At 68.1% G+C, this 21807-nt stretch carries 28 protein-coding genes; 18 read left to right on the top strand and 10 right to left on the bottom strand.

Annotated features, from left to right (window positions below; genetic code table 11):
- Positions 1–22 precede the first annotated feature (22 nt).
- From smpB to ACLNGM_RS17985, 4 genes are all read left to right on the top strand, one after another.
- The gene (gene smpB, locus ACLNGM_RS18000; RefSeq protein WP_090958157.1) at positions 23–502 is read left to right on the top strand and encodes an SsrA-binding protein SmpB; all 480 of its coding nucleotides are present in this window, start codon (positions 23–25) and stop codon (positions 500–502) included.
- A gap of 66 nt (positions 503–568) precedes the next feature.
- Positions 569–1153 carry a peroxiredoxin gene (locus ACLNGM_RS17995; protein ID WP_416355984.1) on the top strand — a complete coding sequence of 195 codons (585 nt, stop codon included), beginning with the start codon at positions 569–571 and terminating at the stop codon, positions 1151–1153.
- Between the two features lie 157 nt (positions 1154–1310).
- Positions 1311–2162: a sensor domain-containing diguanylate cyclase gene (locus ACLNGM_RS17990; protein ID WP_416355983.1), complete on the top strand. Its 852-nt coding sequence runs from the start codon at positions 1311–1313 to the stop codon at positions 2160–2162.
- Positions 2163–2297: 135 nt separating this feature from the next.
- A complete protein-coding gene (locus ACLNGM_RS17985; protein WP_416355982.1) occupies positions 2298–2993 on the top strand; it encodes a CHASE3 domain-containing protein in 696 nt (231 codons plus the stop codon).
- Here the strand turns inward: ACLNGM_RS17985 and ACLNGM_RS17980 are convergent.
- Entirely contained in the window at positions 2990–3658 is a 669-nt protein-coding gene (locus ACLNGM_RS17980; protein ID WP_416355981.1) for a uracil-DNA glycosylase, read from the bottom strand. The genes ACLNGM_RS17985 and ACLNGM_RS17980 overlap by 4 nt on opposite strands.
- Positions 3659–3660: 2 nt before the next feature.
- The gene (locus ACLNGM_RS17975; RefSeq protein WP_416355980.1) at positions 3661–4257 is read right to left on the bottom strand and encodes an NYN domain-containing protein; all 597 of its coding nucleotides are present in this window, start codon (positions 4255–4257) and stop codon (positions 3661–3663) included.
- 205 nt (positions 4258–4462) lie between these two features.
- On the opposite strand from ACLNGM_RS17975, the gene rpoZ reads away from it, so the two are divergent.
- From rpoZ to recO, 9 genes are all read left to right on the top strand, one after another.
- Positions 4463–4870: a DNA-directed RNA polymerase subunit omega gene (rpoZ, locus tag ACLNGM_RS17970; RefSeq protein ID WP_416355979.1), complete on the top strand. Its 408-nt coding sequence runs from the start codon at positions 4463–4465 to the stop codon at positions 4868–4870.
- 118 nt (positions 4871–4988) lie between these two features.
- The gene (locus ACLNGM_RS17965) at positions 4989–7181 is read left to right on the top strand and encodes a RelA/SpoT family protein (protein ID WP_416355978.1); all 2193 of its coding nucleotides are present in this window, start codon (positions 4989–4991) and stop codon (positions 7179–7181) included.
- A 39-nt stretch (positions 7182–7220) separates the two neighbouring features.
- Positions 7221–7799 (top strand): orotate phosphoribosyltransferase, encoded by a 579-nt coding sequence (gene pyrE, locus ACLNGM_RS17960; protein WP_416355977.1) that lies wholly within the window; start codon positions 7221–7223, stop codon positions 7797–7799.
- Positions 7800–7884: 85 nt separating this feature from the next.
- Positions 7885–8448, top strand: coding sequence for a DUF2062 domain-containing protein (locus ACLNGM_RS17955; protein WP_416355976.1), 564 nt, complete (start codon positions 7885–7887; stop codon positions 8446–8448).
- Positions 8445–8849 carry a holo-ACP synthase gene (acpS, locus tag ACLNGM_RS17950; protein WP_090958138.1) on the top strand — a complete coding sequence of 135 codons (405 nt, stop codon included), beginning with the start codon at positions 8445–8447 and terminating at the stop codon, positions 8847–8849. Before ACLNGM_RS17955 ends, acpS begins: the two co-directional genes overlap by 4 nt.
- Before the next feature lie 93 nt (positions 8850–8942).
- A complete protein-coding gene (gene lepB, locus ACLNGM_RS17945; protein WP_090958136.1) occupies positions 8943–9677 on the top strand; it encodes a signal peptidase I in 735 nt (244 codons plus the stop codon).
- A complete protein-coding gene (gene rnc / locus ACLNGM_RS17940) occupies positions 9665–10378 on the top strand; it encodes a ribonuclease III (protein WP_416355975.1) in 714 nt (237 codons plus the stop codon). The genes lepB and rnc overlap by 13 nt, the downstream gene beginning before the upstream one ends.
- 72 nt (positions 10379–10450) lie before the next feature.
- Positions 10451–11398, top strand: coding sequence for a GTPase Era (gene era, locus ACLNGM_RS17935; RefSeq protein ID WP_416355974.1), 948 nt, complete (start codon positions 10451–10453; stop codon positions 11396–11398).
- Between the two features lie 73 nt (positions 11399–11471).
- Positions 11472–12206 (top strand): DNA repair protein RecO, encoded by a 735-nt coding sequence (gene recO, locus ACLNGM_RS17930; protein ID WP_090958132.1) that lies wholly within the window; start codon positions 11472–11474, stop codon positions 12204–12206.
- On the opposite strand, the gene ACLNGM_RS17925 is transcribed toward recO, so the two are convergent.
- From ACLNGM_RS17925 to ACLNGM_RS17895, 7 genes are all read right to left on the bottom strand, one after another.
- A complete protein-coding gene (locus ACLNGM_RS17925) occupies positions 12184–12699 on the bottom strand; it encodes a tyrosine phosphatase family protein (protein ID WP_416355973.1) in 516 nt (171 codons plus the stop codon). The two genes, recO and ACLNGM_RS17925, sit on opposite strands and share 23 nt — an antisense overlap.
- Positions 12696–13331, bottom strand: coding sequence for an HD domain-containing protein (locus tag ACLNGM_RS17920; RefSeq protein WP_090958129.1), 636 nt, complete (start codon positions 13329–13331; stop codon positions 12696–12698). The genes ACLNGM_RS17925 and ACLNGM_RS17920 overlap by 4 nt, the downstream gene beginning before the upstream one ends.
- Entirely contained in the window at positions 13328–14161 is an 834-nt protein-coding gene (locus tag ACLNGM_RS17915) for a YgfZ/GcvT domain-containing protein (protein ID WP_416355972.1), read from the bottom strand. Before ACLNGM_RS17915 ends, ACLNGM_RS17920 begins: the two co-directional genes overlap by 4 nt.
- Before the next feature lie 79 nt (positions 14162–14240).
- Positions 14241–15056 carry a hypothetical protein gene (locus ACLNGM_RS17910; protein WP_416355971.1) on the bottom strand — a complete coding sequence of 272 codons (816 nt, stop codon included), beginning with the start codon at positions 15054–15056 and terminating at the stop codon, positions 14241–14243.
- A gap of 33 nt (positions 15057–15089) precedes the next feature.
- Positions 15090–15350, bottom strand: a complete 261-nt coding sequence (locus tag ACLNGM_RS17905) for a hypothetical protein (RefSeq protein WP_090958123.1) — start codon at positions 15348–15350, stop codon at positions 15090–15092.
- Between the two features lie 90 nt (positions 15351–15440).
- Positions 15441–15887: a TIGR02301 family protein gene (locus tag ACLNGM_RS17900; RefSeq protein WP_416355970.1), complete on the bottom strand. Its 447-nt coding sequence runs from the start codon at positions 15885–15887 to the stop codon at positions 15441–15443.
- A 75-nt stretch (positions 15888–15962) separates the two neighbouring features.
- Complete coding sequence (locus ACLNGM_RS17895; RefSeq protein WP_416355969.1) at positions 15963–16382, bottom strand: NUDIX domain-containing protein; 420 nt, start codon at positions 16380–16382, stop codon at positions 15963–15965.
- A 76-nt stretch (positions 16383–16458) separates the two neighbouring features.
- Between ACLNGM_RS17895 and ACLNGM_RS17890 the strand changes: the two genes are divergently transcribed.
- Together ACLNGM_RS17890 and ACLNGM_RS17885 are read left to right on the top strand one after the other, a co-directional pair.
- Positions 16459–17208: an SOS response-associated peptidase gene (locus tag ACLNGM_RS17890; protein ID WP_416358482.1), complete on the top strand. Its 750-nt coding sequence runs from the start codon at positions 16459–16461 to the stop codon at positions 17206–17208.
- Positions 17205–18242 carry a M42 family metallopeptidase gene (locus tag ACLNGM_RS17885; protein WP_416355968.1) on the top strand — a complete coding sequence of 346 codons (1038 nt, stop codon included), beginning with the start codon at positions 17205–17207 and terminating at the stop codon, positions 18240–18242. Before ACLNGM_RS17890 ends, ACLNGM_RS17885 begins: the two co-directional genes overlap by 4 nt.
- Positions 18243–18326: 84 nt before the next feature.
- On the opposite strand, the gene ACLNGM_RS17880 is transcribed toward ACLNGM_RS17885, so the two are convergent.
- Complete coding sequence (locus ACLNGM_RS17880; RefSeq protein ID WP_090958114.1) at positions 18327–18509, bottom strand: hypothetical protein; 183 nt, start codon at positions 18507–18509, stop codon at positions 18327–18329.
- A gap of 282 nt (positions 18510–18791) precedes the next feature.
- Here ACLNGM_RS17880 and cysS point away from each other — a divergent pair, with 282 nt between their 5' ends.
- The 3 genes from cysS to ACLNGM_RS17865 are packed head-to-tail and all read left to right on the top strand — an operon-like array spanning position 18792 to position 21717.
- Entirely contained in the window at positions 18792–20231 is a 1440-nt protein-coding gene (gene cysS, locus ACLNGM_RS17875; RefSeq protein WP_416355967.1) for a cysteine--tRNA ligase, read from the top strand.
- On the top strand, positions 20228–21223 hold the full coding sequence (pip, locus tag ACLNGM_RS17870; RefSeq protein ID WP_416355966.1) for a prolyl aminopeptidase: 996 nt from the start codon (positions 20228–20230) through the stop codon (positions 21221–21223). Before cysS ends, pip begins: the two co-directional genes overlap by 4 nt.
- The gene (locus tag ACLNGM_RS17865; RefSeq protein ID WP_416355965.1) at positions 21220–21717 is read left to right on the top strand and encodes a GFA family protein; all 498 of its coding nucleotides are present in this window, start codon (positions 21220–21222) and stop codon (positions 21715–21717) included. Before pip ends, ACLNGM_RS17865 begins: the two co-directional genes overlap by 4 nt.
- Positions 21718–21807 lie beyond the last annotated feature (90 nt).

The following is a 21807-nucleotide window of genomic DNA, read 5'->3' as shown; positions in this document are numbered from 1 at the left end:
CATACCGGGCGCCCCGATCCTCATGGCCAAGTCGCCGAAGTCCAAGTCCAATATCGCTGCCGAAAACCGCAAGGCACGCTTCAACTACGAGATCATCGACACGCTGGAGGCCGGCCTCGTGCTGACGGGGACCGAGGTCAAATCGCTGCGCCTCGGTAAGGCGATGATCGCGGAGTCCTATGCCACGGAGGAGGACGGCGAGATCTGGCTGATCAACTCCTACGTGCCGGAATACCTGCAGGCCAACCGCTTCAACCACGAGCCGAAGCGCCGGCGGAAGCTCCTCGTCCACAAGACGCAGCGCAATCGGCTGGCCGGGGCGGTACAGCGCGACGGCATGACGCTCGTGCCGCTGAAGATCTACTTCAACGACCAGGGCCGCGCGAAGCTGGAACTCGCCGTCGCCAAGGGCAAGAATGCGCCCGACAAGCGCGAGTCGATGAAGGAACGCGACTGGAACCGGCAGAAGCAGCGCGTCATGAAGGAAGCCGGCCGGGACTGACGTCGGCCCTTGCACTCCGCGAGGCGAGGGGTAACCTTGCCGGACGATGCCGGGGAGGGCTGAGCGATGACCGACCTCAACAGTCTGCCGGAAGGTCTTGAGCCGCCGACCGACGACGGCGGCGCTGCTCATCTCGTCGGGCGGAGACTGCCGTCCGTCGCCCTGCCGTCGACGGCCGGGGGGCGTGTCGATCTCGGCGGTCTCAAGGGCCTTGTCGTCCTCTACGCCTACCCGATGACCGGTCGTCCCGGCGCACCGCTGCCGGGTGGCTGGAACGAAATTCCGGGTGCGCGGGGCTGCACGCCGCAGGCCTGCTCGTTCCGCGACCATTGGCAGGAGCTGCGCGAACTCGGCGTCTCAGCCGTCTTCGGCGTTTCCACCCAGACCACCGCCTACCAGCGGGAAGCCGCCGAGCGCCTGCACCTGCCGTTTCCGCTCCTGTCGGATACGGATCTCTCGCTGCAGGAGATGCTGGAACTGCCGACCTTCGAGGTGGATGGGGATACGCTCCTGAAGCGTCTCACCATGATCGCGCGCGACGGCGAGATCGTGGCGGCTCTTTATCCTGTCTTCCCGCCCGACCGCAGCGCGGTGGACGTCATCGGCTGGCTGCGCAGCCACGCCGATGGGGGGCGGCACGCGACGCATTGATCGGCTGACGGGGCAGAGCCTCGATCCTGTCGCGTCGGACTGACGGGGTCGGGATGCCTGACGATCGGTTGACGGGATCGCGAGATTTCGCGCCGACGGTCGACCGCTTTCTTCACGCTCCGCGGTTACCCTCTAGGGGCAAGTCAGGGAGTGGGCCATGCCGGTCGTCGATGTGAGATTGTTAGCTGCACCGGCCTTTTCGCTGTCGATCGGCGTCGACGGCGCGATGCGCTACGCCGGGGTGAACGACAGCCTCTGCCGCTTGACGGGACTCGACGTCGGTGATCTCGTCGGGCGAACCCCGGCGGAATGCCTTCCCCCGGAGATCGCGGCGCATGTCGAGACGCAGTACCGGCACTGCATGAAGCTCGGCTCGATCTACGAGTACGAGGAGCATCTCGATCTGCCGGGCGGGGCGAAATGGTGGCGTACCGCGCTGTCGCCGATCCTCGATCCGGCGACGGGCACCGCGACCGGCCTGTTCGGCATGTCGTCCGATATCACGGATCGCAAGCGCGACGAGCTGGAATTGCGCAGCGCGGCGTTCAAGGACTCGTTGACCGGCATCTGCAACCGCCGCCGCTTCGACCGCGACCTTGATCTCGCCGTGTCCGGTGCACTCGAGGCGGGCCGCATCTTCGCTCTCGTGCTGGCGGATGTCGACCGCTTCAAGCCGATCAACGACACCTATGGCCATGCGGCGGGCGACGCCGTGCTACAGGAGCTGGCAGGTCGGCTGGCGAAGGGCATCCGCTCCACCGACCGTCTGGCGCGCATCGGCGGCGACGAGTTCGCCGCAATCCTCTGGGTCGACAGCGAGGCGGCGACCGACGAGGCCATGCAGCGCCTGCGGTTCCATCTCGACGAGCCGATGCGGATCCAAGATCACGCCATGAGGGTCGGCATGAGCTTCGGCACCGTCCTCTGGCGGCCGGGCATGACGACGGCGGGCATTCTGGCCGAAGCCGACCATGCCATGTATCGCGAGAAGCGGGCGATCGCGGCCTGATCCGCCGCTTGGCGGCGACCCGATACCGCCGACGCGTTCTGCGATCGGGGCTCCGACCCTTGCTCGATCCGTCCTCCGCCCAAAAATGGGGGAGTTGAAGGTGTCGAGCGCTCGGGCGCCGCGGAGATCGAGACGATGGCCTTGCCGACATGGGCGGAGATCAGGAAGCGGTGGCTGACGCGCGCCCTCGTCCTGCGGTCCGTGCCGGTCGGGGTCGTGATCCTCGCCGGCGTCATCGCCACGACCTGGACCCATTCGCTGCTCGATGACCACCGCGACCTCGTAATCCACACCTACCGCGTGATCGACAACACCAAGGATCTCCTCATCGCGCTCGACGATGCCGAGACGGGCGAGCGCGGGTTCCTGATCAGCGGCGAGCGACGCTTCCTCGACCCCTACGAGAAGGCGCTGGATCGGATGGAACCGATCCGCACCCAGCTGCGACAACTGATTTCCGACAATCCCTCGCAGATTGCGCGGACCGACCATTTGAGCCTTCTGGTCGACCGGAAGCTCGCGGAACTCGCCGAGTCCGTCATCCTCTATGAGCAGGAGGGCTTTCCCGCCGCGCAGAAGCAGTCCGTCGCGATGATGGAGCGCGCGACGATGGACGAGATCCGGCGCGTGATCGGCGACATCACCGAGACGGAGAAGGCGCTTCTGGCGACACGTGATGCCCTGGTGGACCGCGACGAGAACCGGGTGCGGCTGGTCGCGATCCTGATTGCGCTCGCCTCGCTCGCGGTTCGCACCGGGGTCGAGTTCCACCTCGCGCGCTGGGAGCGCAAGAAGCGGCTGACCTTGCCGCCCGCCTCCGTCACCCGCTAGCCGAGCCGGGCCCGCGCCGCCTCGAACACGGCTTCGAACATCGCCGTCGTGAGCACGCCCGTGTTCGTGTTGTAGCGCGAGCAATGGTAGCTCGAGACGATGGTGTAGCCGCCGGCCTCGTGCTCGCCGCCGTGGCGGAAGGGGGCGTCCTTCAGGCGGACGCCGAGCGCCCGCAGCGTCGAGTCGTGCGCGATGCGGCCGAGCGTCACGAGGACGCGAAGGCGCGGCAGGGCGTCCAGTGTCGGGGTCAGGAAGCGGCGGCAGGTGTTGATCTCGGCGCCCGTCGGCTTGTTCTCCGGCGGCACGCAGCGCACGGCATTGGTGATCGCCGCGCCGCGGAGTTCGAGGCTGTCGTCCGGACGCGCTTCGAACTCGCCCGTCGCAAAGCCATACCGCTTCAGCGTCGCGTAGAGGAGGTCGCCGGCATAGTCGCCGGTGAACGGACGACCGGTGCGGTTGGCACCGCGAACGCCGGGTGCGAGGCCGACGACCAGAAGCTCGACCGTCTCGGCGCCCTCGCGCGGCAGGAACGTATCGACCGGCGCATTGTACCAGTCTGGCTCCCGCGCCTGCCATTCATGACGGAAGGCGGCGAGCCGCGGGCAGAGGGGGCAGTCGGCCGGCGGTGTCGCGCCGGGCAGGGATGGGGAATGGACGGGGGCCACGATCAGGCGTCGCCGTCGTCGCGGCGATCCGCTTCGCCTTCGGAGCGGCGGGCGAGGCGCGCCTCGCGCTCGGCCTGGCTGCGGGCGATCTCGGGCTGCAGCGTGCGCAGCTCGATGAACGTGTCGGCCTGCCGGCGCAGGTCGTCGGCGATCATCGGCGGCTGCGTCGCGAGCGTCGAGACGACCGACACCTTGCGCCCCTTGCGCTGCAGCGCTTCCACCAGCGAACGGAAGTCGCCGTCGCCCGAGAAGATCACGAAATGCTCGATGGTCTCGGCAAGCTCCATCGCGTCGACCGCGAGCTCGATGTCCATGTTGCCCTTGATGCGGCGACGCCCGAGCTGGTCGGTGAACTCCTTGGCCGGCTTGGTCACGACGCGATAGCCGTTGTAGTCGAGCCAGTCGACCAGCGGTCGGATCGAGGAATATTCCTGATCCTCGATGAGGGCGGTGTAGTAGTAGGCGCGCACGAGGTTGCCGCGTCCCTGAAAGGCGACGAGCAGCTTCTTGTAGTCGATGTCGAAGGCGAGGGCGCGCGAAGCGGCGTAAAGATTGGCGCCGTCGATGAAGAGGGCGATCTTCTCGCGGGGTTCAAACATGGCGGCCTTTGAAAGGGATCGGCGCGGGAGACGATCCGTCCCGCATTGCCTTGGAGAATAGGACGCGGGCGGGGCAAAGGCCAGCCGAACGAAGGAATGGCGCGGCCTTCGCGCGCGAACCGGGCGGCTGTCCCCTTGTACTTCCAAAGTCAAGAGGCTACACGAGGCCCTTCAGCTTACTGCGTCCGTTCCCAAGGAGACAGGCATGGCCCGCGTCACCGTAGAAGATTGCGTCGATAAGGTCGAGAACCGATTCGAGCTCGTCCTGCTCGCCAGCCATCGCGCGCGCCAGATCGCGCAGGGCCAGCCGATCACGGTGGACCGCGACAACGACAAGAACCCGGTCGTGGCCCTTCGCGAGATCGCCGACGAGACGCTCTCGCCCGACGACCTCAAGGAAGACCTGATCCACTCGCTGCAGAAGCATGTCGAGGTGGACGAGCCCGAGCCGCAGGCGCCGGTCGCCGGAGCGATCGCCGACGCGGGTTCGGAAGGCGCCACGACCACGGCGGCCGACGACGACGACAACATCGCCTTCGACCGCATGTCGGAAGACGATCTCCTCTCGGGCATTGAGGGCCTGATCCCGCCGGAGAAGAACGACGATTTCTGACGCGCGAAGGGCATCGAGCCCTTCCGGTTTTGCCGCAACGCAACCTATATTGAAGGGGCGCCCGCCGATCCGGCCGGGCGCCCTTTCTTTTTTGCGCTAGCGGAGCAGGCATTCGGGCATGATGCGGCAGTACGAACTCGTCGAGCGTGTGGCGGCCTACAAGCCGAACCTCGACGAGGGCCTCCTGAACCGGGCCTATGTCTATGCGATGCAGAAGCACGGTGCGCAGAAGCGCGTGAACGGCGACCCGTACTTCTCGCACCCGCTCGAAGTCGCCGCGATCCTGACCGAGCTGCATCTCGACGAAGCGACGATCGCGACCGCCCTCCTGCACGACACGATCGAGGACACCGACGCCACCCGCAAGGAACTCGATCAGCTCTTCGGCCAGAAGATCGGGACGCTGGTCGAGGGCCTGACGAAGATCCGGCGCCTCGACCTCGTCTCGCGCAAGACCGCGCAGGCCGAGAACCTGCGCAAGCTCCTGCTGGCGATCGCCGACGACATCCGCGTCCTCCTCGTCAAGCTCGCCGACCGGCTGCACAACATGCGCACGCTTCATCACATGAAGCCGGAGAAGCGCGCGCGCATCGCCGAGGAGACGATGGAGATCTACGCGCCGCTCGCCGGGCGCATGGGCATGCACGACATGCGCGAGGAACTGGAGACGCTGTCGTTCCAGTATCTCAACGCCGAAGCCTTCGCGACGGTCACCGAACGGCTCGCCGAGCTTCGCGAGCGCCACGCCGGGACCATCGCCCAGATCGAGGAGACGCTGACGGCGCGCCTCAGCGAAAAGGGCATCGCCGCCCGCGTGTCCGGCCGCCAGAAGAAGCCCTATTCGGTCTTCAATAAGATGCAGCGCAAGGCGCTGTCGCTCGAGCAGCTGTCGGACATCTTCGGCTTTCGCGTCATCGTCGCCGACGAGGAGGACTGCTACCGCACGCTCGGCATCGTGCACCGCACCTGGCCGCTCGTACCCGGTCGCTTCAAGGACTACATCTCGATCCCGAAGCAGAACGGCTACCGTTCGATCCACACCACGATCGTCGGACCGTCGCGCCAGCGCGTGGAGCTGCAGATCCGCACGCGCTCGATGCACCACGTCAACGAGTACGGCATCGCAGCGCACGAGCTCTACAAGGACGGGCAGGTCGCGCTGTCGACCGAGTCGGAAGCCTATTCCTGGTTGCGGCGCACGATCGAGATGCTGTCCGAAGGCGACACGCCCGAGGAGTTCCTCGAGAACACCAAGCTCGAGCTGTTCCAGGACCAGGTCTTCTGCTTCACGCCGAAGGGGAGGCTGATCGCGCTGCCGCGCGGGGCGACGCCGATCGACTTCGCCTATGCCGTCCATACCGACGTCGGCGACACCTGCGTCGGCTGCAAGATCGACGGGCGCATCATGCCGGTGGTGACCGAACTCACCAACGGCGACGAGGTCGAGATCATCCGTTCCAAGGCCGCGACGCCGCCGCCGGCTTGGGAGAGCGTCGCGGTGACCGGCAAGGCGCGCTCGGCGATCCGCCGCGCGGCGCGCAATGCGATCCGCAAGCAGTATTGCGGCCTCGGGCAGCAGATCCTTGAGCGCACCTTCCACCGTGCGGGCAAGACCTTCACCCGCGATGGGTTGAAGCCCTACCTCGCCAAGGTCGGTTTCCGCGAGCTCGACGATGCGCTGGCCGCCGTCGGGCGGGGCGAGTTGTCCTCGGCCGACGTCTTCCGCGCGGTGCATCCCGACTTTCAGGACAGCCGCGCGGCAAAGAGCGTGCTGCACGCGGAGAAGGACGGCTGGTTCAACATCCGTTCGGCGATCGGCCTCGTGTTCCGCGTGCCCGAGGAGGCCGGCGACGAGAGCCTCGTGCAGCTTCCGATCCGTGGCGCGGTCGGCGACCTGCCGGTGCGCTTCGGGCCGGACGGCGCGGTGCCGGGCGACCGGATCGTCGGCATCTTCGAGCCGGGCAAGGGAATCACGATCTACCCGATCCAGTCTCCGGCGCTGATGGATTTCGACGAGTCGCCGAACCGCTGGATCGATGTGCGCTGGGACCTCGACGCGGAGACGACGGCGCGTTTTCCGGCCAAGATCCGCGTCGCCGCGTTGAACGAGCCGGGGACGCTGGCCGAGATCGCCGAGACGATCGCACTCAACGACGCCAATATCCACAACCTTTCGATGACGCAGACGGCCCCGGACCTCACGACCATGGTGCTGGATCTGGAGGTCTGGGACCTGCAGCACCTGACGCGCACGCTCAATCAGTTGCGCGCGAAGACTTGCGTCACGGATGCCATTCGTGTGAACGGCTGATCTCCGAAGGCATACCCCCTGAGGCAGGAACCGTCGGACATGCAGACCGAAGACGTCATCGAGATCTTTCGCAAGGCCGGCGCCTATCTCGAGGGACACTTCATCCTGACCTCGGGACGCCGCAGCCCGGTCTTCCTGCAGAAGGCGCGGGTGTTCATGCACCCGCAATATACCGAGACGCTGTGCAAGGGGCTCGCCGAGAAGCTGCGCGATGCGATCGACGGGCCGATCGATTATATCGTCGGCCCCGCCGTCGGCGGGTTGATCCCGTCCTACGAGACCTCGCGCCACCTCGGCGCGCCGGCGATCTACGTCGAGCGCGAGAACGGCACGTTTCGCCTGCGCCGCTTCGAGATCCCGCGCGGGGCGCGTGTCGTGATCGTCGAGGACATCGTCACCACCGGCCTGTCGATCCGCGAGACGATCGAGTGCCTGAAGGAACTCGGCGCCGAGGTGCTGGCAGCCGGGTGCGTCGTCGACCGGTCGGCCGGCAGAGTCGACGTCGGCGTGCCGCTGGTGTCGCTGGCCGAGTACGAGGTGCCGAGCTACGCGCCGGACGAATTACCGCCCGAGCTTGCCGCAATTGCGCCCATCAAGCCCGGTAGCCGCTCGCTCTAGCTCCGTCCCCCGGCACGGGCCGGAGGGCAGGGCGACCGCCGTTCCGCTCCCACGGGTGCCGCTCGTTCCAGGAACCCTTCGCCTCATGCTGTTCAGGCGTCGCCAGCCAGAATCCTTCTCGCAGAAGCTGCGCCTCGCCCTGTGGCCGCGCCGCTCGTGGCGGCGCTCGCTCCTCTACATGAAGAAGCGCGTGCTCCGGCTGCGGGCGACGCCCCATGCGATCGCGGCGGGCGTCGCGGCCGGCGTCTTCGCCACGTTCACACCGCTTCTCGGCTTCCACTTCGTGATGGCCTTCGTGATCGCCTACCTCGCCCGCGGTAGCCTGCCCGCCGCCGCGCTCGGATGCCTGATCGGCAATCCGTTGACCTATCCCCTGATCTGGGGCGCGACCTACGAGGCGGGACGCTTCCTGACCGCCGCCGAGATCCCGGACGGTCGCGCGCCGGAAAGCCTCGGCGCCGCGCTGTCGCACGGCGACATCGCCGCGATCTGGGGGCCGTATCTGAAACCCATGCTGATCGGCTCGATTCCGCTCGGCCTCTTCTTCGCACTGGTCTCCTACGGGCTGGTTCTGATCGGCGTGCGCAGCTTCCAGGCCGCCCGCGCGCACAAGGCCGGCGGCGCGCCCGCCGCGGAGCCCGCCCCATGATCGTCGGCATCGGCAGCGACCTCATCGACATCCGCCGCATCGAGAAGACGCTGGAGCGCCACGGCGCGCGATTCACGGACCGCGTCTACACGCCGGTCGAACGCGCGAAGTCCGATCGGCGGGCCCAGCGCGCGGCCTCCTACGCCAAGCGCTTCGCCGCCAAGGAAGCCTGCGCCAAGGCGCTCGGCACAGGCCTGTCGCAGGGCGTCTTCTGGCGTGACATGGGCGTCGTCAACCTGCCGGGCGGCAAGCCGACGATGGCGCTGACCAACGGCGCGGCCGCGCGGCTCCAGTCCCTGATGCCGGCGGGGCACCGCGCGGTGATCCACGTCACCATCACCGACGACTTTCCGCTCGCGCAGGCCTTCGTGATCATCGAGGCGCTGCCGGAGGGGGCGTGACGGGCGGCAAGCCCGTTGCCCAAACGTATACAAGACATTACTAGAGCCGGGGTGCGGCCGAGGGTGCCCACGGCAACCGGGAACGAAAAGCGCATGGTCGATCGCGCCGTCAGCAAGGACAAGGGTGGCTTCGGGGAGACGGTGAAGGTCGTCGTCCAGGCGCTTCTGCTTGCGCTGGTCATCCGCACCTTCCTGTTCCAGCCCTTTTCGATCCCCTCGGGCTCGATGATGCCGACCCTCCTGATCGGGGACTACCTCTTCGTCTCGAAGTGGTCCTACGGCTTCTCGAAGTATTCCTTTCCCTTCTCGCCGGACCTCTTCGATGGCCGCATCCTCGGCTCGAGCCCCGAGCGCGGCGACATCATCGTGTTCCGCAAGCCGAACGAAGTGCAGACGGACTACATCAAGCGTCTCGTCGGCCTGCCGGGCGACCGGGTCCAGATGCGCGACGGCGTGCTCTACATCAACGGCCAGGCCGTGCCGAAGGAGCCGGACGGCTTCTTCACCAGCGAATCGGGCGCGCAGATCCCGAAGTACCGCGAGACGCTGCCGAACGGCGTGACCTACGACACGCTCGACGCCGAACCGAACTCGGTCGGCGACAACACTCGCGAATTCGTGGTGCCGGCCGACCACTATTTCATGATGGGCGACAATCGCGACAACTCGCTCGATAGCCGCTTCGACGTCGGCTACGTGCCGTTCGAGAACCTCGTCGGCAAGGCGCAGGTAATCTTCTTCTCGATGGAGAACGACGCTTCGCCGCTGCAGGTGTGGGAATGGCCGTCCAGCCTGCGGCCGAGCCGCATTCTGACATGGCTCGGGTAAAGGGCGGCGCCGACGCTCTCGACCGGCTCGAGGCTCGGCTCGGCCTCACGTTCGCCGACCGCGCCCGTCTTCAGCGCGCGCTGACCCATTCCAGCCTCAAGCGCTCGCCGACGGACGCGAGCTACGAGCGGCTCGAATTCCTCGGCGATCGCGTGCTCGGCCTCGTGATCGCGCAGAAGCTGTTCGAGACGCATCCGAAATCGGACGAAGGCGACCTGTCGCTGCGGCTGAACACCCTCGTCTCGGCGCAGACCTGCGCGGCGATCGCCGACGAGATCGGTCTGGCCGAGTTCATCCGACACGGGTCCGACCTCAAGCGCGCGGCGGCCGGCAAGAACCGCTCGATCCGCGCCGACGTGGTCGAGTCGCTGATCGCCACGATCTATCTGGAGCACGGGCTGGAGACCGCCCGCGCTTTCGTCCTCAAGCGGTGGGCACCGCATCTCGAAGGACCTCAGGTCGCCCGGCGCGATCCGAAGACCGAGCTTCAGGAATGGGCCCACAAGCGCGCCGGTGCGCCGCCCGTCTACGAGCTGCTCGACCGCACGGGGCCGGACCATGAGCCCGTCTTCACCGTGCGCGCGAGCGTCGAAGGCGTCGAGCCCACGGAGGGGAAGGGCGCCTCGAAGCGCGTTGCCGAGCAGCGCGCGGCCGAGGCCATTCTCCTGCGCGAAGGCGTCTGGACGGCGGAAACCGCCTGACTTGCGCCCGGCCCTGTGCCGGGCGATCCTCTATCATCGGCGCGTTCCGCGCCAAGACCTGCGAGCCATGATTTGACCGACACCGACCAGACGCCCGACGCCGAGACCCAGACGACCGAGCCGCAGGAGCCGACCCGGTCTGGTTTCGTCGCGTTGCTCGGCGCGCCGAACGCCGGCAAGTCGACGCTCGTCAACCAACTCGTCGGCACCAAGGTCTCGATCGTCACCCACAAGGTGCAGACGACCCGCGCCCTCGTGCGCGGCATCGCCATGCGCGACCGCACGCAGATCGTCTTCGTCGACACGCCCGGCGTCTTCAACCCGAAGCGCCGGCTCGACCGCGCCATGGTGAAGACCGCCTGGGGCGGCGCCAAGGACGCCGACATCGTCCTGCCGATCATCGACGCCGATCGCGGCCTCAACGACGAGGTGCAGGCGATCCTCGACCGCCTCGCCGAGGTGAAGCAGCCGAAGGTGCTGCTGCTCAACAAGGTGGACCGCATCAAGCGCGACCGCCTGCTGGGGCTGACGCAGGAGATCACCGCCAAGGCCGAGTTCGAGCGTGTCTTCATGATCTCGGCGCTGACGGGATCCGGCTGCGACGACCTGATGGACTTCCTGAGCCAGCGCCTGCCGGAAGGGCCGTGGTACTATCCGGAGGACCAGATCTCCGACCTGCCGCTGCGCCAACTCGCGGCCGAGATCACGCGCGAGAAGCTCTACCTGCGTCTCCACCAGGAACTGCCCTATTCCTCGACCGTCGAGACCGAGCTCTGGGAGCAGCGGCCGGACGGTTCGGTGCGCATCGAGCAGACGATCTATGTCGAGCGCGACAGCCAGAAGGCGATCGTTCTCGGGCACAAGGGCGAGACCGTGAAGGCCATCGGCTCGGCCGCGCGCAAGGAGATTTCCGAAGCCGCCGAGCAAAAGGTGCACCTCTTCCTGTTCGTGAAGGTGCGCGAGAACTGGGGCGATGATCCCGAGCGATACCGCGAGATGGGGCTCGACTTCCACAGCTGAAGGAACGTGCGATCCGGTCCGGCGGCCCCTATATGAGAGGTCTGTCGCAACCGGATCGGGTCGCCCCTGCCGCATGGAATGGCGTGAAGAAGGCATCGTCCTCGGCGTGCGCCGCCAGGGCGAGACGAGCGTCGTCGCGGAGGTGATGACGCGCTCGCGCGGACGCCATCTCGGTCTTGTCCGCGGTGGTCGCTCGCGCCGCCTCCAGCCTGTACTCCAGCCCGGCAACACGGTCGACGCGACGTGGCGGGCGCGCCTCGACGAGCATCTCGGCTTCATGACGGTGGAGCCGGTGCATCTGCGTGCCGCGCGGCTGATGGAAAGCGCGGTCGGCCTCTATGGCATCCAACTCCTCGCCGCGCATCTGCGGCTTCTGCCCGAGCGCGACGCCCATCCCCGCCTCTTCGACACGCTGGCCCTCATCGTCGAGCATCTCGACGATCCCGTCGCGGCGGGATCGCTGATCCTGCGCTTCGAGATCGCCCTGCTGGAGGAACTCGGCTTCGGTCTCGACCTCGAAACCTGCGCGGCGACCGGCGGGCGCGACGACCTCGTCTACGTCTCGCCGAAGTCCGGCCGCGCGGTGAGCCGCGACGCCGGCGAGCCGTGGCGCGACCGGCTCCTGCCGTTGCCGGCCTTCCTCAAGGGTGATGTCTCACCCGCTTCGGCCGATGTGGCCGAGGGCTTCCGGATGACGGGTTTCTTCCTCGCCCGCCATGTCTGGGAGCCGCGTGCGATCAAGGAGCCGGATGCCCGCGTCGGTACGCTCGGCGTGATCGCCCGCTCTAGAGCGTCAGCGGAAGGATGAAGGGCGTGCCGGAAAAGGCGTCGGCCCCGCGCCCGATCGCGGCGATGGCCGAGACCATCCGACCGCCGCGCCCGAGTTTTTCGTCCGCCATCGACACGAGGAGCGGATTGGGCGTCGCGGACGGGGCGCGACGGCGGAGTTCCTGTGCCAGCGCCTCCTCGTCGAGGTGCGGGTTGATTGCGATCGCCAGGATATAGGCTGCCGCCGTCGACCGGCTGATGCCGGCCCAACAGTGAACCGCCAGCGGCTTATCACGATCCCAGCGGCGGCCGAATTCGAGGAGCCGGTCGAGGTGGTGCTCGGCCGGATGGGTGAGCCCTTCGGCTGGTGCCGCGATGTCGTTCATGCCGAGGAAGAGGTGACGCTCCGGCGCGATCGTGGAGGGGCGCTCGACCACCGTGTCGGCGTTGATCAGCGTGACCACGTCGGCCGCATCGTGGGCGGCGACCGTGGCGTGCAGGTCGGCGAGCGAGGAGACGACGAGATAGCTCATGGATGGTTCGCCTTGATGCCGACGGACAGGGCTTCGAGGAAGCGGAAGCGTTCGAGATACCGGCGGCCGACCTCGGCCGCGGGCTGGGGCGTAAAGCGTTCGGGCGCGGGGAGAAGGCCGCCCGGCCGCCCGAACAGCGCCTGCGCTTCGGTCGGCTGGAACCCCGCGAGAAGCTTCGCCTCGAAATAGGCCGACACGCGGTCCGCCGACTTGATGGCGCGCTTGACCGGGGGCGGCAACTCCGCCGGCAGGCCGAAGCGCCGATGCACCGCCGCCTGCAGCCGCGCCTCGACGCCCTTGTAGTCGCCGCCGAGCACGCTTTTGAAGGGCGAGATCATGTCGCCAATCACGTATTCCGGGGCGTCATGCAGGAGCGCGGCCAGCCGCCAGCGCGGATCGGGCTCCTTGGCGCCGACGATCTCCTCGACGATCAGCGAGTGCTGTGCCACGGAGAAGGCGTGATCGCCGGTGGTCTGCCCGTTCCACCGGGCGACGCGCGCAAGCCCGTGCGCAATGTCCTCGATCTCGATATCGAGCGGGGAGGGGTCGAGAAGGTCGAGCCGCCGCCCCGACAGCATCCGCTGCCAGACCCGAGGCGGCTTCGCGGTCCGGGTCGCGCCGGTCGCGCTCATGCCTCGCCGCCGCTGCCGGCTTCGGGAAGGGCGTAGCCGGCCCACGAGGGGACTTCCGCCTCGACCGGAACGCCGTCCGCCGACAGGCTTGCCCCGGCAGCCAGCGCGTCGACCAGTCGGTCGATGCGCACCATGCCGATGCCGAGCCCCGCGTGAGCCGAGAGAACGGTCCCGATCGTCCTGCCGCCCGCCTCGACGTTCGCGCCCGGCGTCAGATGCCCCTCGGCCCGCAGCACCATGACGCGCCGTCGCGCCGTGCCCCGATGCTGCATGCGCGACACGACTTCCTGGCCGACATAGCAGCCCTTGCGGAAGGACACGCCGCCATTCTGGTCGAGCAGCACGTCGTGCGGGAAGACGTCGGAGCCGGGGAAGTCGCGCTCGGCCTCGGCGATGCCGAGGGAGAGGCGCAGGGCCTCGAAGGCGGCCGGGTCGCCCTCGTCGACGTCCATGCCGTAGGATCGGAACACGCCGGTCGGAAATCGCCGGTCCGCGACGGCACCGGCCGGCCCTTCGCCCGTTTCCCAGAAGACGCCGACGGGGTCGTCGCTCGGGCTGATCGCGACCTTGGCGCGCAGCTTGTAGAGCGTGAGCCGCTTGGCGAGGTCGCTGCGGGCGCCCGCCGCCACGTCGAGCCGCAGCCCGTCGTCGATGCGGCTGAGGAGGAAGTCGAAGAGGATCTTGCCCTGCGGCGTCAAGAGCGCGGCCGGGCGCGCCTCGCCGGGCGCGAGCGCATCGAGATCGGCGGTGACGAGGTTCTGGAGGAAGGGCTCGGCATCCGCGCCGGTGACGTGAAGCGTCGCACGGTCCGAAAGGCGGGCACTCATCATGGCGTTCGTTCCGGGTCTTCGGCCGGCAGGCGCGGCCTTCGATCCCTATGTGCCGATCACCGCGGCGAAGACAAGGTGGTCAGTCGCCGTCGACGAAGAACTCGAAACGGCCCTCGGGCGAAATGCCGACGCGGTAGAAGTCGTAGGAGCCGTTGGCGACCATGCGCTGGTAGTCACCTGCCGTCACCAGCTCGAACAGCTGGACAAGCTGCGGCTTCGACAGCGCGCCGAGATCGACCTGCGTGAAGTAGGGCCAGACATAGATCTCGTTGTCGCCGCCCGGATCGAGGCGGACATGGCCAGCCTCGAGCGTCTCGAGCAGGATCGCGAGGAGCTCGACGCCTTCGCCGTCGCCAGAAGCCTCCTTGAGCGTCGTGACGGGATCCTGGTCCGGCATCGTCGCGGAGACGACGGTCGGGTCGGCCCCCGTCTGGAAGTAGGGACGCAGCTGTTCGATGTCGCCGGTGCGGGCGACCTCGATCAGCTTGGCGCGAAGGTCGCGCACCGGCTGGGGCAGGTCCTTGTCGCCGTAGACGATCTCGATCGGCGGCACGTCGCCGGTCGGCGCGCGCGCGGCGCCCTCGTCGGGCACCACGGCATCGTCGCCGGGTGCCGTCTCGATCGGGCCGGACGGCGACTCCACGGGCGCGGTCGCGTTGGGAGCAACCGGAACACCGCCCTCGTTTGCAGGCGGCACAGGCGGCTGGCCGTCATCCGGCGTCGTGGCGGGCTGGCCGGGAACCGGCGGCAGCGGCACGGCGACGATACCCTCGCGGCCCGGCGGGACGTTGCCGTCCTCGCCGGTGATCTGCGAGAGCGCGGAGGCCGGCAGGGCGGCGAGCCCGCTACCGGCGAGGATGGTGAACGCGAGGAGGGCGCGCTGGAAACGGGTCATGTCACCATTCGGGCGGACGCTGCCCGTCCTGCCTTACTGGAACGAGCGAACGGCGCGGAACTCGCCGTACTCCACGCGGCGGCGCAGCGCGTCGAGGAGGTCCAGGACCTCGGCTTCGCCGTGATGGCGCACGAGTTCGGTCACGGCCGTCGCCATCGCGGTCTCGGCGAGGATGTCCGCCTCGATGCCGTCGGAGATGCCGTCAGCCCACGCCTCGTTGTGGTATTCGCTCGCGACCTGCTTCTTTTCGGCGACGATCATGTCGTCGAGGTCGGAACCGTGCAGATCGATCATGCCGGATACTCCTTCTTCCGCTGCCCGGTCTGGCCGGTCTCCGGGCGGGGAAGGCGGGTCGCTGTCGCAAACCACCCTCTGAACAAAACGTTAACTTCCGTACCTTGCGCTGATCTCGCGCGAAAGGTCGGCACCTTCCTTGGCATATCTTTCCACGGCCACCGTCGCAGCCGGGGTACACTTGCGGTAGGTCGATTCGAAGGACCGATACCCCTGGTTGAAATGTGAGACCAGGGTTCGCCTGTCGGCCTCTCCGGGCGCCTGCGCCTCGAGGATCGCGTTCATCTTCTCGCGCCACACGTCGGCGTTGGCATCGCCGCAGAGCCCGCGCAGGAAGTGCAGCGAGCCGAGCACCGTGGCAAGGCGCGACAGCGGCTTCATGTAGGGCGCGTTGGAGGGCTTGGCGGCCGGTTCCTCCGCCGCGGGCGTCTCCTCGGCGGGAGGCTTGCCGCCCTGCGCGGACGCCGCCCCGCTGCCGAGCGCCAGCGCGATGAAAGCGGTCCCGAGAAGTCGACGAAAATTGTCCGCAACGGCCATGCGGCACGTTTGCAGGCCGATTGGGGTGAATGCAAGACACGCGAAGGACTTGGCCGCGCCTCGCACGCGTTAAGGTTAGCGCGCGGCCGCCTCTTCCACGATCGCGGCGAGCCCCGGCGTCGTGCGCCCCTCCGCCTCCATCGCGCGCACGTCGGTCACCGGAAAGAAGCGCGCCTCTTCCGCGTCGTCAGCGGCCTCGACCGCGGCGCCGTTCCACTCGGCCAGCGAGCGGAAGACGGCGATCACGGCATGGGCGTCGTGATCGGGGTCGATCGACTCGTGCAGGCGCAGAAGCTCGATCGCCTCAAGCTCGACGCCTGTCTCCTCGCGCATCTCGCGGCGCGCTGCATTCTCCAGCCGCTCGCCGAACTCGACGCGCCCGCCGGGCAGGCTCCAGGCGCCCGCCCAGGGCGCACGGCCCCGGCGCACGAGACAGACCTCGCCCGCACGCAGCAGGCAGACGGAAACACCAAGAAGGGGGCGGCGGGGGCTCATGGCGCGGGAGATAGGGCGAACGGTAGCGCGACGGCAAGACTTGCCGCGCGGCATCGGCTCGCCCATCCTCGCCGCCATGTGCGGACGTTTTGCCCTGACCGCGTCACCCCAGGCGGTGGCGGCGGCTTTCGATCTCGTGTCGGTGGACCCGTTTCCGCCGCGCTTCAACATCGCCCCGACGCAGCCGGTGCTGCATGTGGCGCTCCATCCCGGTCGCGGCGGATACCGGCGCGAGACCTGCCTCGCGCGCTGGGGATTGATCCCCGGCTGGGCCAAGGATCCCGCGCACCTGCCCCTCCTCTTCAACGCCCGCTCGGAGACGGCCGCCGAGCGCCAGTCCTTTCGTGGCGCGCTGCGCCACCGACGCTGCCTCGTGCCCGCCACGGCCTTCTACGAATGGCGCCGGGCGGGCGCCGGAAAGCCGCAGCCCTTCCTTGTGCGCCTGGCTGCCGGCGAGGTCGCCGCGTTCGCTGGCCTGCACGAAACCTTTCTCGCGGCGGACGGCAGCGAGATCGACACGGTCGCGATCCTGACCGCCGCGGCGGGGCCGCACCTATCGTCCATCCACGAGCGCGCGCCGGTCGTGATCGCGCCGGACGATTTCGAGCGGTGGCTCGACGTGTCCGGCCAGTCCTCCGCCGGCATCCGCGATCTCCTCCATGCCGGACACGTCGACGGCTGGGAGACGGTGCCCGTGTCGGACCGCGTCAACGCGGTTGCCAACATGGGGCCGGAGGTTCAGGACAGGGTGGCGGAAGCCGCGGCGCCCGAGAGCCCCGGCCAGCTTTCGTTGTTTCCAGAACCTTCCGACGGACGGACCCCATGAACATCGATCTTCTGAAGCGGCTGTGCGAAACCCCCGGCGTGCCCGGCCACGAGCATCGCGTGCGCGATCTCATCGCCCGGGAAGCCGCCGATCTCTTCGACACGATCGAGACCGACGTGATGGGCTCGCTGGTCTGCACCAGGAAGGGCGAGGGCGAGAACCCCGAGCGCATCGTGCTTGCCTGCCACATGGACGAGATCGGCTTCCTCGTCAGCCACGTGTCCGACAAGGGCTTCGTGCATGTCTCGCCGGTCGGCGGCTTCGACCCGCGCAATCTCTTCTCGCGCCGTGTTCTCGTCTGCACCGACGAGGGCGACTATCGCGGGATCATGATGGCCGAGGGCAAGCCGGTCCACATCTCGGCGCCCGAGGACCGCAAGAAGGTGCCCGAGCCGACCGACTTCTTCATCGACCTCGGCCTCGGCGCCGCGGCGAAGGACAAGGTCCGCGTCGGCGATTTCGTGGTGATGGACGAGCCGCTGGTCGAGATGGGCGAGCGCATCGTATCGAAGGCGCTCGACAACCGCATCGCCTGCTGGCTCGGCCTCGAGGTCGTGCGCAAGCTGCTGGCGGACGGCCGCAGCCACACGTGCCAGCTCACCGTCGCCTTCACGGTGCAAGAGGAGGTCGGCCTTCGCGGCGCGCGCACGGTCGCCTACGACCTGAAGCCGCATATCGGCATCGGCATCGACACGACGCTCGCCTGCGACACGCCGGGCGTGCCCGAGCGCGACAAGACGACCGAGCTCGGCGCCGGGTTCGGCCTGCACATGAAGGACAACTCCTTCATCGCCGACGGCGCGCTGGTGCGCGAGTTCGAGGCGGTGGCGAAGGAGGAGGGGATCGCCAGCCAGCGCACGATCCTCGCCGGCGGCGGCATGGACGGCGCCTCGCTCCAGCAGGCGGCGTCGGGTGCCCGCGCGATCGGCATCGTGGTCGGCACGCGCTACATCCACACGGTGTGCGAGATGATCGACCGGCGGGACCTTCTGGCGGCGCGCGACGTTCTCGCGGCCTTCCTCTCGCGGCACTGACAGAGCCGCAAACGAGAAGAGCCCGCCGCAGGGGCGGGCTCCGAGCGGCTCGATCCGGCAGCGCCGGAAATCCTGCTTTTTCGATCAGTCGCGGGCGTTGACGTTCGCGACGGTCCGCTGCGCGGCGGCCTTGCCGCTCTCGTCCTTGCGACGCGTGGCCTTCGCCGCGAGCACCGCTGCGATGCCGATTTCGCGATAATTGCTGACGAGCTTCGAGTCGCGCTCGCGCTCGGTGCGGGATCGAAAGTTGAATTGCTGCTGGTTCATTGCCGCATGCCTGTGGTGACGTGATGGGCCGAAGAAAGCCGTCCGAATGCGTCTTTCTAGCGGCGCAAATCTGAAAAGACGACGAATCTATACTTAACAAATGGTTGCCACCGTGACATGTGGCGTGATTGCATCATGCTGCATTGCGCAATAAGGAACGGCACTGCGACGAATACTTAACACAAGCTGAACGGCGGCGGCGGGTTCACCTCGGTTTGAACGGTTTCCGGTTTGGCTGTAGCTCTGCTGCGCTGCCACGACGGCGGCGGACCGAGGACCGACATGACCGACGAGACGCATCGCCTGCACCTCACCAACACGCTGACGCGCCAAAAGGAGGCCTTCCGGCCGCTCGACTGGCGCGAGGGCAGCGTGGCGGAAGCCGACCGGCGGGTGCGCATGTATGTCTGCGGTCCGACGGTCTACGACTTCGCCCATATCGGCAACGCGCGGCCGGTGATCGTCTTCGACGTCCTGTTCCGCCTGCTGCGTCACCTCTACGGCGAGACGCGCGTCGTCTACGCCCGCAACATCACGGACGTCGACGACAAGATCAACGCGCGGGCCGCGCGCGACTTTCCCGACCTGCCGCTGAACGACGCCATCGCGCGCGTCACCGAGAAGACGGCCGCGCAGTTCCACAAGGACGTCGCGGCGCTCGGCTGCCTGCCGCCGACGGTCGAGCCGCGCGCGACCGCCTTCGTCGCGCCGCGCGCCGACGGCCTGCCCGACATGATCGGCATGATCGCGACGCTGATCGAGAAAGGCCACGCCTATGTCGCGGGCGGGGAGGTGCTGTTCGACGTCCAGTCCATGCCGGCCTATGGCGCGCTGTCGCATCGGCGGCTGGAGGACCAGCAGGCCGGCGCGCGCGTGGCTGTCGAGGCGCACAAGAGGAACCCAGCCGACTTCGTTCTTTGGAAGCTGTCGGCGGCCAACGAGCCCGGCTGGGACAGCCCATGGGGCCGCGGGCGGCCCGGCTGGCACATCGAGTGCTCGGTCATGTCGGCGGCCTATCTCGGCCAGACCTTCGACATCCATGGCGGCGGGCTCGACCTCATCTTCCCGCACCACGAGAACGAGATCGCCCAGTCCTGCTGCGCCCACGGCACCGAACGGATGGCCGAGGTGTGGATGCACAACGGCTTCGTGCAGGTCGAAGGGCGCAAGATGTCGAAGTCCGAGGGCAACTTCGTCACCATCGCGGACGTCCTCGAGACCGACAAGGTCGGCGGGCGGCGTTGGCCGGGCGAGGCCGTGCGGCTCCTCATGCTGAAGACGCACTACCGCGAGCCGATTGATTTCACGGCGGCCAAGCTCGAGGATGCCGTGCGCGAGCTCGACAAGTGGGAGCGGCTGGCTCGCGCGGCAGGCGCGGACAAGGCGGACGCGAGCGTGCCGGACGATGCGTTCTTGGAGGCGGCCTGCGATGACCTTTCGCTGGCGCCGGCCATCGCGCGCGTCCACGCGCTGTTCGACGAGGGCCGGGCGATCGAGGCGCTCGCCTCGCTGCGCCTCCTCGGCATCGACCCGGTTCGCGAGCAGGCGCTCGGCGCCGACGTCGCCGCGCGGATCGCGCGCCGCCTCGACCTCCTCAAAGCGCGCGACTTCTCCGCCGCGGATGCCCTGCGCGACGAACTCGCCACGGAAGGCGTTCTCCTCAAGGACGGCAAGGACCCCGCGACGGGCGAGCGCGTCACCACGTGGGAGATCCGGCGTTGAGCGAGGCGCGGCGGCAGCTCTATCCGACGATCCAGCCCTACCGCACCGGGCAGTTCGACGTCGGCGACGGGCATATCCTCTACTTCGAATTGTGCGGAAACCCCGACGGCAAGCCGGTGATCTTCCTGCACGGGGGGCCGGGCAGCGGCTGCAACCCGTCGCACCGCCGGCTCTTCGATCCCGACCAGTACAACGTCCTTCTGTTCGACCAGCGCGGCTGCGGCCGGTCTTCGCCGCTCGGCGCGCTCCATGCCAACACGACGCAGCACCTTGCGGAGGATGTCGAGCGCCTGCGTCGCATGGCGGGCTTCGGCAAGGTCATGCTGTTCGGAGGATCCTGGGGCTCGACGCTGGCACTGGCCTACGCGCAAGCCTATCCCGCCCACGTGAGCGAGATGATTCTGCGCGGCATCTTCACCGGCCGCCGCGAAGAACTCGACTGGTACTATCGCGAGGGCGCGAGCCGCCTGTTCCCGGACGAATGGGAGCGCTTCCTCGCGCCGCTCGACGAGGCCGGCCGGGCCGACCCGATCGCGGCCTACCGGCCGCTGCTCCTCGACCCCGACCGCAACGTGCGATCGCGAGCGGCCCGCGCCTGGACCGACTGGGAAGGGCGCACCGTGTCCATGCGCACGCTCCATGACGTCGCGGGAGGTTTCGGCGCGAGCGACCACGCCATCGCCTTCGCCCGGATCGAGAACCACTTCTTCGTCCACGACCTCTGGCTGGAGGAAGGCCAGTTGATCCGCGACGCCGGACGTCTGGCGGGCATTCCCGGCGTCATCGTGCAGGGCCGCTACGACGTCGTCACGCCGCCGAAGACCGCCTGGGATCTTCACAAGGCATGGCCCGGCTCCGAACTCCAGATCGTCGAGGACGCGGGCCACGCCTATTCCGAGCCCGGCACGCTGGACCGTCTGATCCTCGCCACCGACCGGTTCACGCCCCATAACCAGGGGCACGTCCAGCCGGGAAGGAGCGCGCGATCATGACCCTGCAAGCCGAGCCGTCACACACGGGTGGGTGCCAGTGCGGCGCCGTCCGCTTCCGCATTCATGGCAAGCTCGGACGCGCGTCCGTCTGCCATTGCCGCATGTGCCAGAAGGCGTTCGGCGGCCTCTACGCTCCGCTCGTCAACCTCGGCCAGGCCGAGATCGTCTGGACGAAGCGTGAGCCGAAGCGCTTCCGCTCGTCCAATCACGTCCTGCGCGGCTTCTGCCCGGACTGCGGAACGCCGCTGACCTACGAAGCGCCGGACGGCGCGGCGCTCGCCATCGGCGCCTTCGACGACCCGTCCCAATTGGCTCCGCAGATCCAGTTCGGCATCGAGGGCAAGCTGCCCTATGTCGACGGCATCGCGCACCTGCCGGTCCGGAGCAGCGTCGAGGATGCGGACGGCGACAGCTATCTTGCCGATATCGTCTCCTGTCAGCACCCCGATCGCGAGATGCCGGGCGAGGCGCCGGGAGACGCTCGGCATCCCTGACGCGGCCCAGCGTCGCATCAGGGAAACGAATGGCAGCCATCAGAGAAACTAAGGTGCGGTGATGGTTGCGGGTTGCTAGAAGCGGGGCAC

This window comes from Aureimonas phyllosphaerae (assembly GCF_047943035.1).
Classification (GTDB): domain Bacteria; phylum Pseudomonadota; class Alphaproteobacteria; order Rhizobiales; family Rhizobiaceae; genus Aureimonas; species Aureimonas phyllosphaerae.
This window is presented reverse-complemented; position numbering and strand designations above follow the sequence as displayed.

Coding starts and splice junctions, on each gene's coding strand:
- smpB (WP_090958157.1), top strand. CDS start 23: ATGGCCAAGTCGCCGAAGTCCAAGTCCAATATCGCTGCCGAAAACCGC.
- ACLNGM_RS17995 (WP_416355984.1), top strand. CDS start 569: ATGACCGACCTCAACAGTCTGCCGGAAGGTCTTGAGCCGCCGACCGAC.
- ACLNGM_RS17990 (WP_416355983.1), top strand. CDS start 1,311: ATGCCGGTCGTCGATGTGAGATTGTTAGCTGCACCGGCCTTTTCGCTG.
- ACLNGM_RS17985 (WP_416355982.1), top strand. CDS start 2,298: ATGGCCTTGCCGACATGGGCGGAGATCAGGAAGCGGTGGCTGACGCGC.
- ACLNGM_RS17975 (WP_416355980.1), bottom strand. CDS start 4,257: ATGTTTGAACCCCGCGAGAAGATCGCCCTCTTCATCGACGGCGCCAAT.
- rpoZ (WP_416355979.1), top strand. CDS start 4,463: ATGGCCCGCGTCACCGTAGAAGATTGCGTCGATAAGGTCGAGAACCGA.
- ACLNGM_RS17965 (WP_416355978.1), top strand. CDS start 4,989: ATGATGCGGCAGTACGAACTCGTCGAGCGTGTGGCGGCCTACAAGCCG.
- pyrE (WP_416355977.1), top strand. CDS start 7,221: ATGCAGACCGAAGACGTCATCGAGATCTTTCGCAAGGCCGGCGCCTAT.
- ACLNGM_RS17955 (WP_416355976.1), top strand. CDS start 7,885: ATGCTGTTCAGGCGTCGCCAGCCAGAATCCTTCTCGCAGAAGCTGCGC.
- acpS (WP_090958138.1), top strand. CDS start 8,445: ATGATCGTCGGCATCGGCAGCGACCTCATCGACATCCGCCGCATCGAG.
- lepB (WP_090958136.1), top strand. CDS start 8,943: ATGGTCGATCGCGCCGTCAGCAAGGACAAGGGTGGCTTCGGGGAGACG.
- rnc (WP_416355975.1), top strand. CDS start 9,665: ATGGCTCGGGTAAAGGGCGGCGCCGACGCTCTCGACCGGCTCGAGGCT.
- recO (WP_090958132.1), top strand. CDS start 11,472: ATGGAATGGCGTGAAGAAGGCATCGTCCTCGGCGTGCGCCGCCAGGGC.
- ACLNGM_RS17925 (WP_416355973.1), bottom strand. CDS start 12,699: ATGAGCTATCTCGTCGTCTCCTCGCTCGCCGACCTGCACGCCACGGTC.
- ACLNGM_RS17920 (WP_090958129.1), bottom strand. CDS start 13,331: ATGAGCGCGACCGGCGCGACCCGGACCGCGAAGCCGCCTCGGGTCTGG.
- ACLNGM_RS17915 (WP_416355972.1), bottom strand. CDS start 14,161: ATGATGAGTGCCCGCCTTTCGGACCGTGCGACGCTTCACGTCACCGGC.
- ACLNGM_RS17910 (WP_416355971.1), bottom strand. CDS start 15,056: ATGACCCGTTTCCAGCGCGCCCTCCTCGCGTTCACCATCCTCGCCGGT.
- ACLNGM_RS17905 (WP_090958123.1), bottom strand. CDS start 15,350: ATGATCGATCTGCACGGTTCCGACCTCGACGACATGATCGTCGCCGAA.
- ACLNGM_RS17900 (WP_416355970.1), bottom strand. CDS start 15,887: ATGGCCGTTGCGGACAATTTTCGTCGACTTCTCGGGACCGCTTTCATC.
- ACLNGM_RS17895 (WP_416355969.1), bottom strand. CDS start 16,382: ATGAGCCCCCGCCGCCCCCTTCTTGGTGTTTCCGTCTGCCTGCTGCGT.
- ACLNGM_RS17890 (WP_416358482.1), top strand. CDS start 16,459: ATGTGCGGACGTTTTGCCCTGACCGCGTCACCCCAGGCGGTGGCGGCG.
- ACLNGM_RS17885 (WP_416355968.1), top strand. CDS start 17,205: ATGAACATCGATCTTCTGAAGCGGCTGTGCGAAACCCCCGGCGTGCCC.
- ACLNGM_RS17880 (WP_090958114.1), bottom strand. CDS start 18,509: ATGAACCAGCAGCAATTCAACTTTCGATCCCGCACCGAGCGCGAGCGC.
- cysS (WP_416355967.1), top strand. CDS start 18,792: ATGACCGACGAGACGCATCGCCTGCACCTCACCAACACGCTGACGCGC.
- ACLNGM_RS17865 (WP_416355965.1), top strand. CDS start 21,220: ATGACCCTGCAAGCCGAGCCGTCACACACGGGTGGGTGCCAGTGCGGC.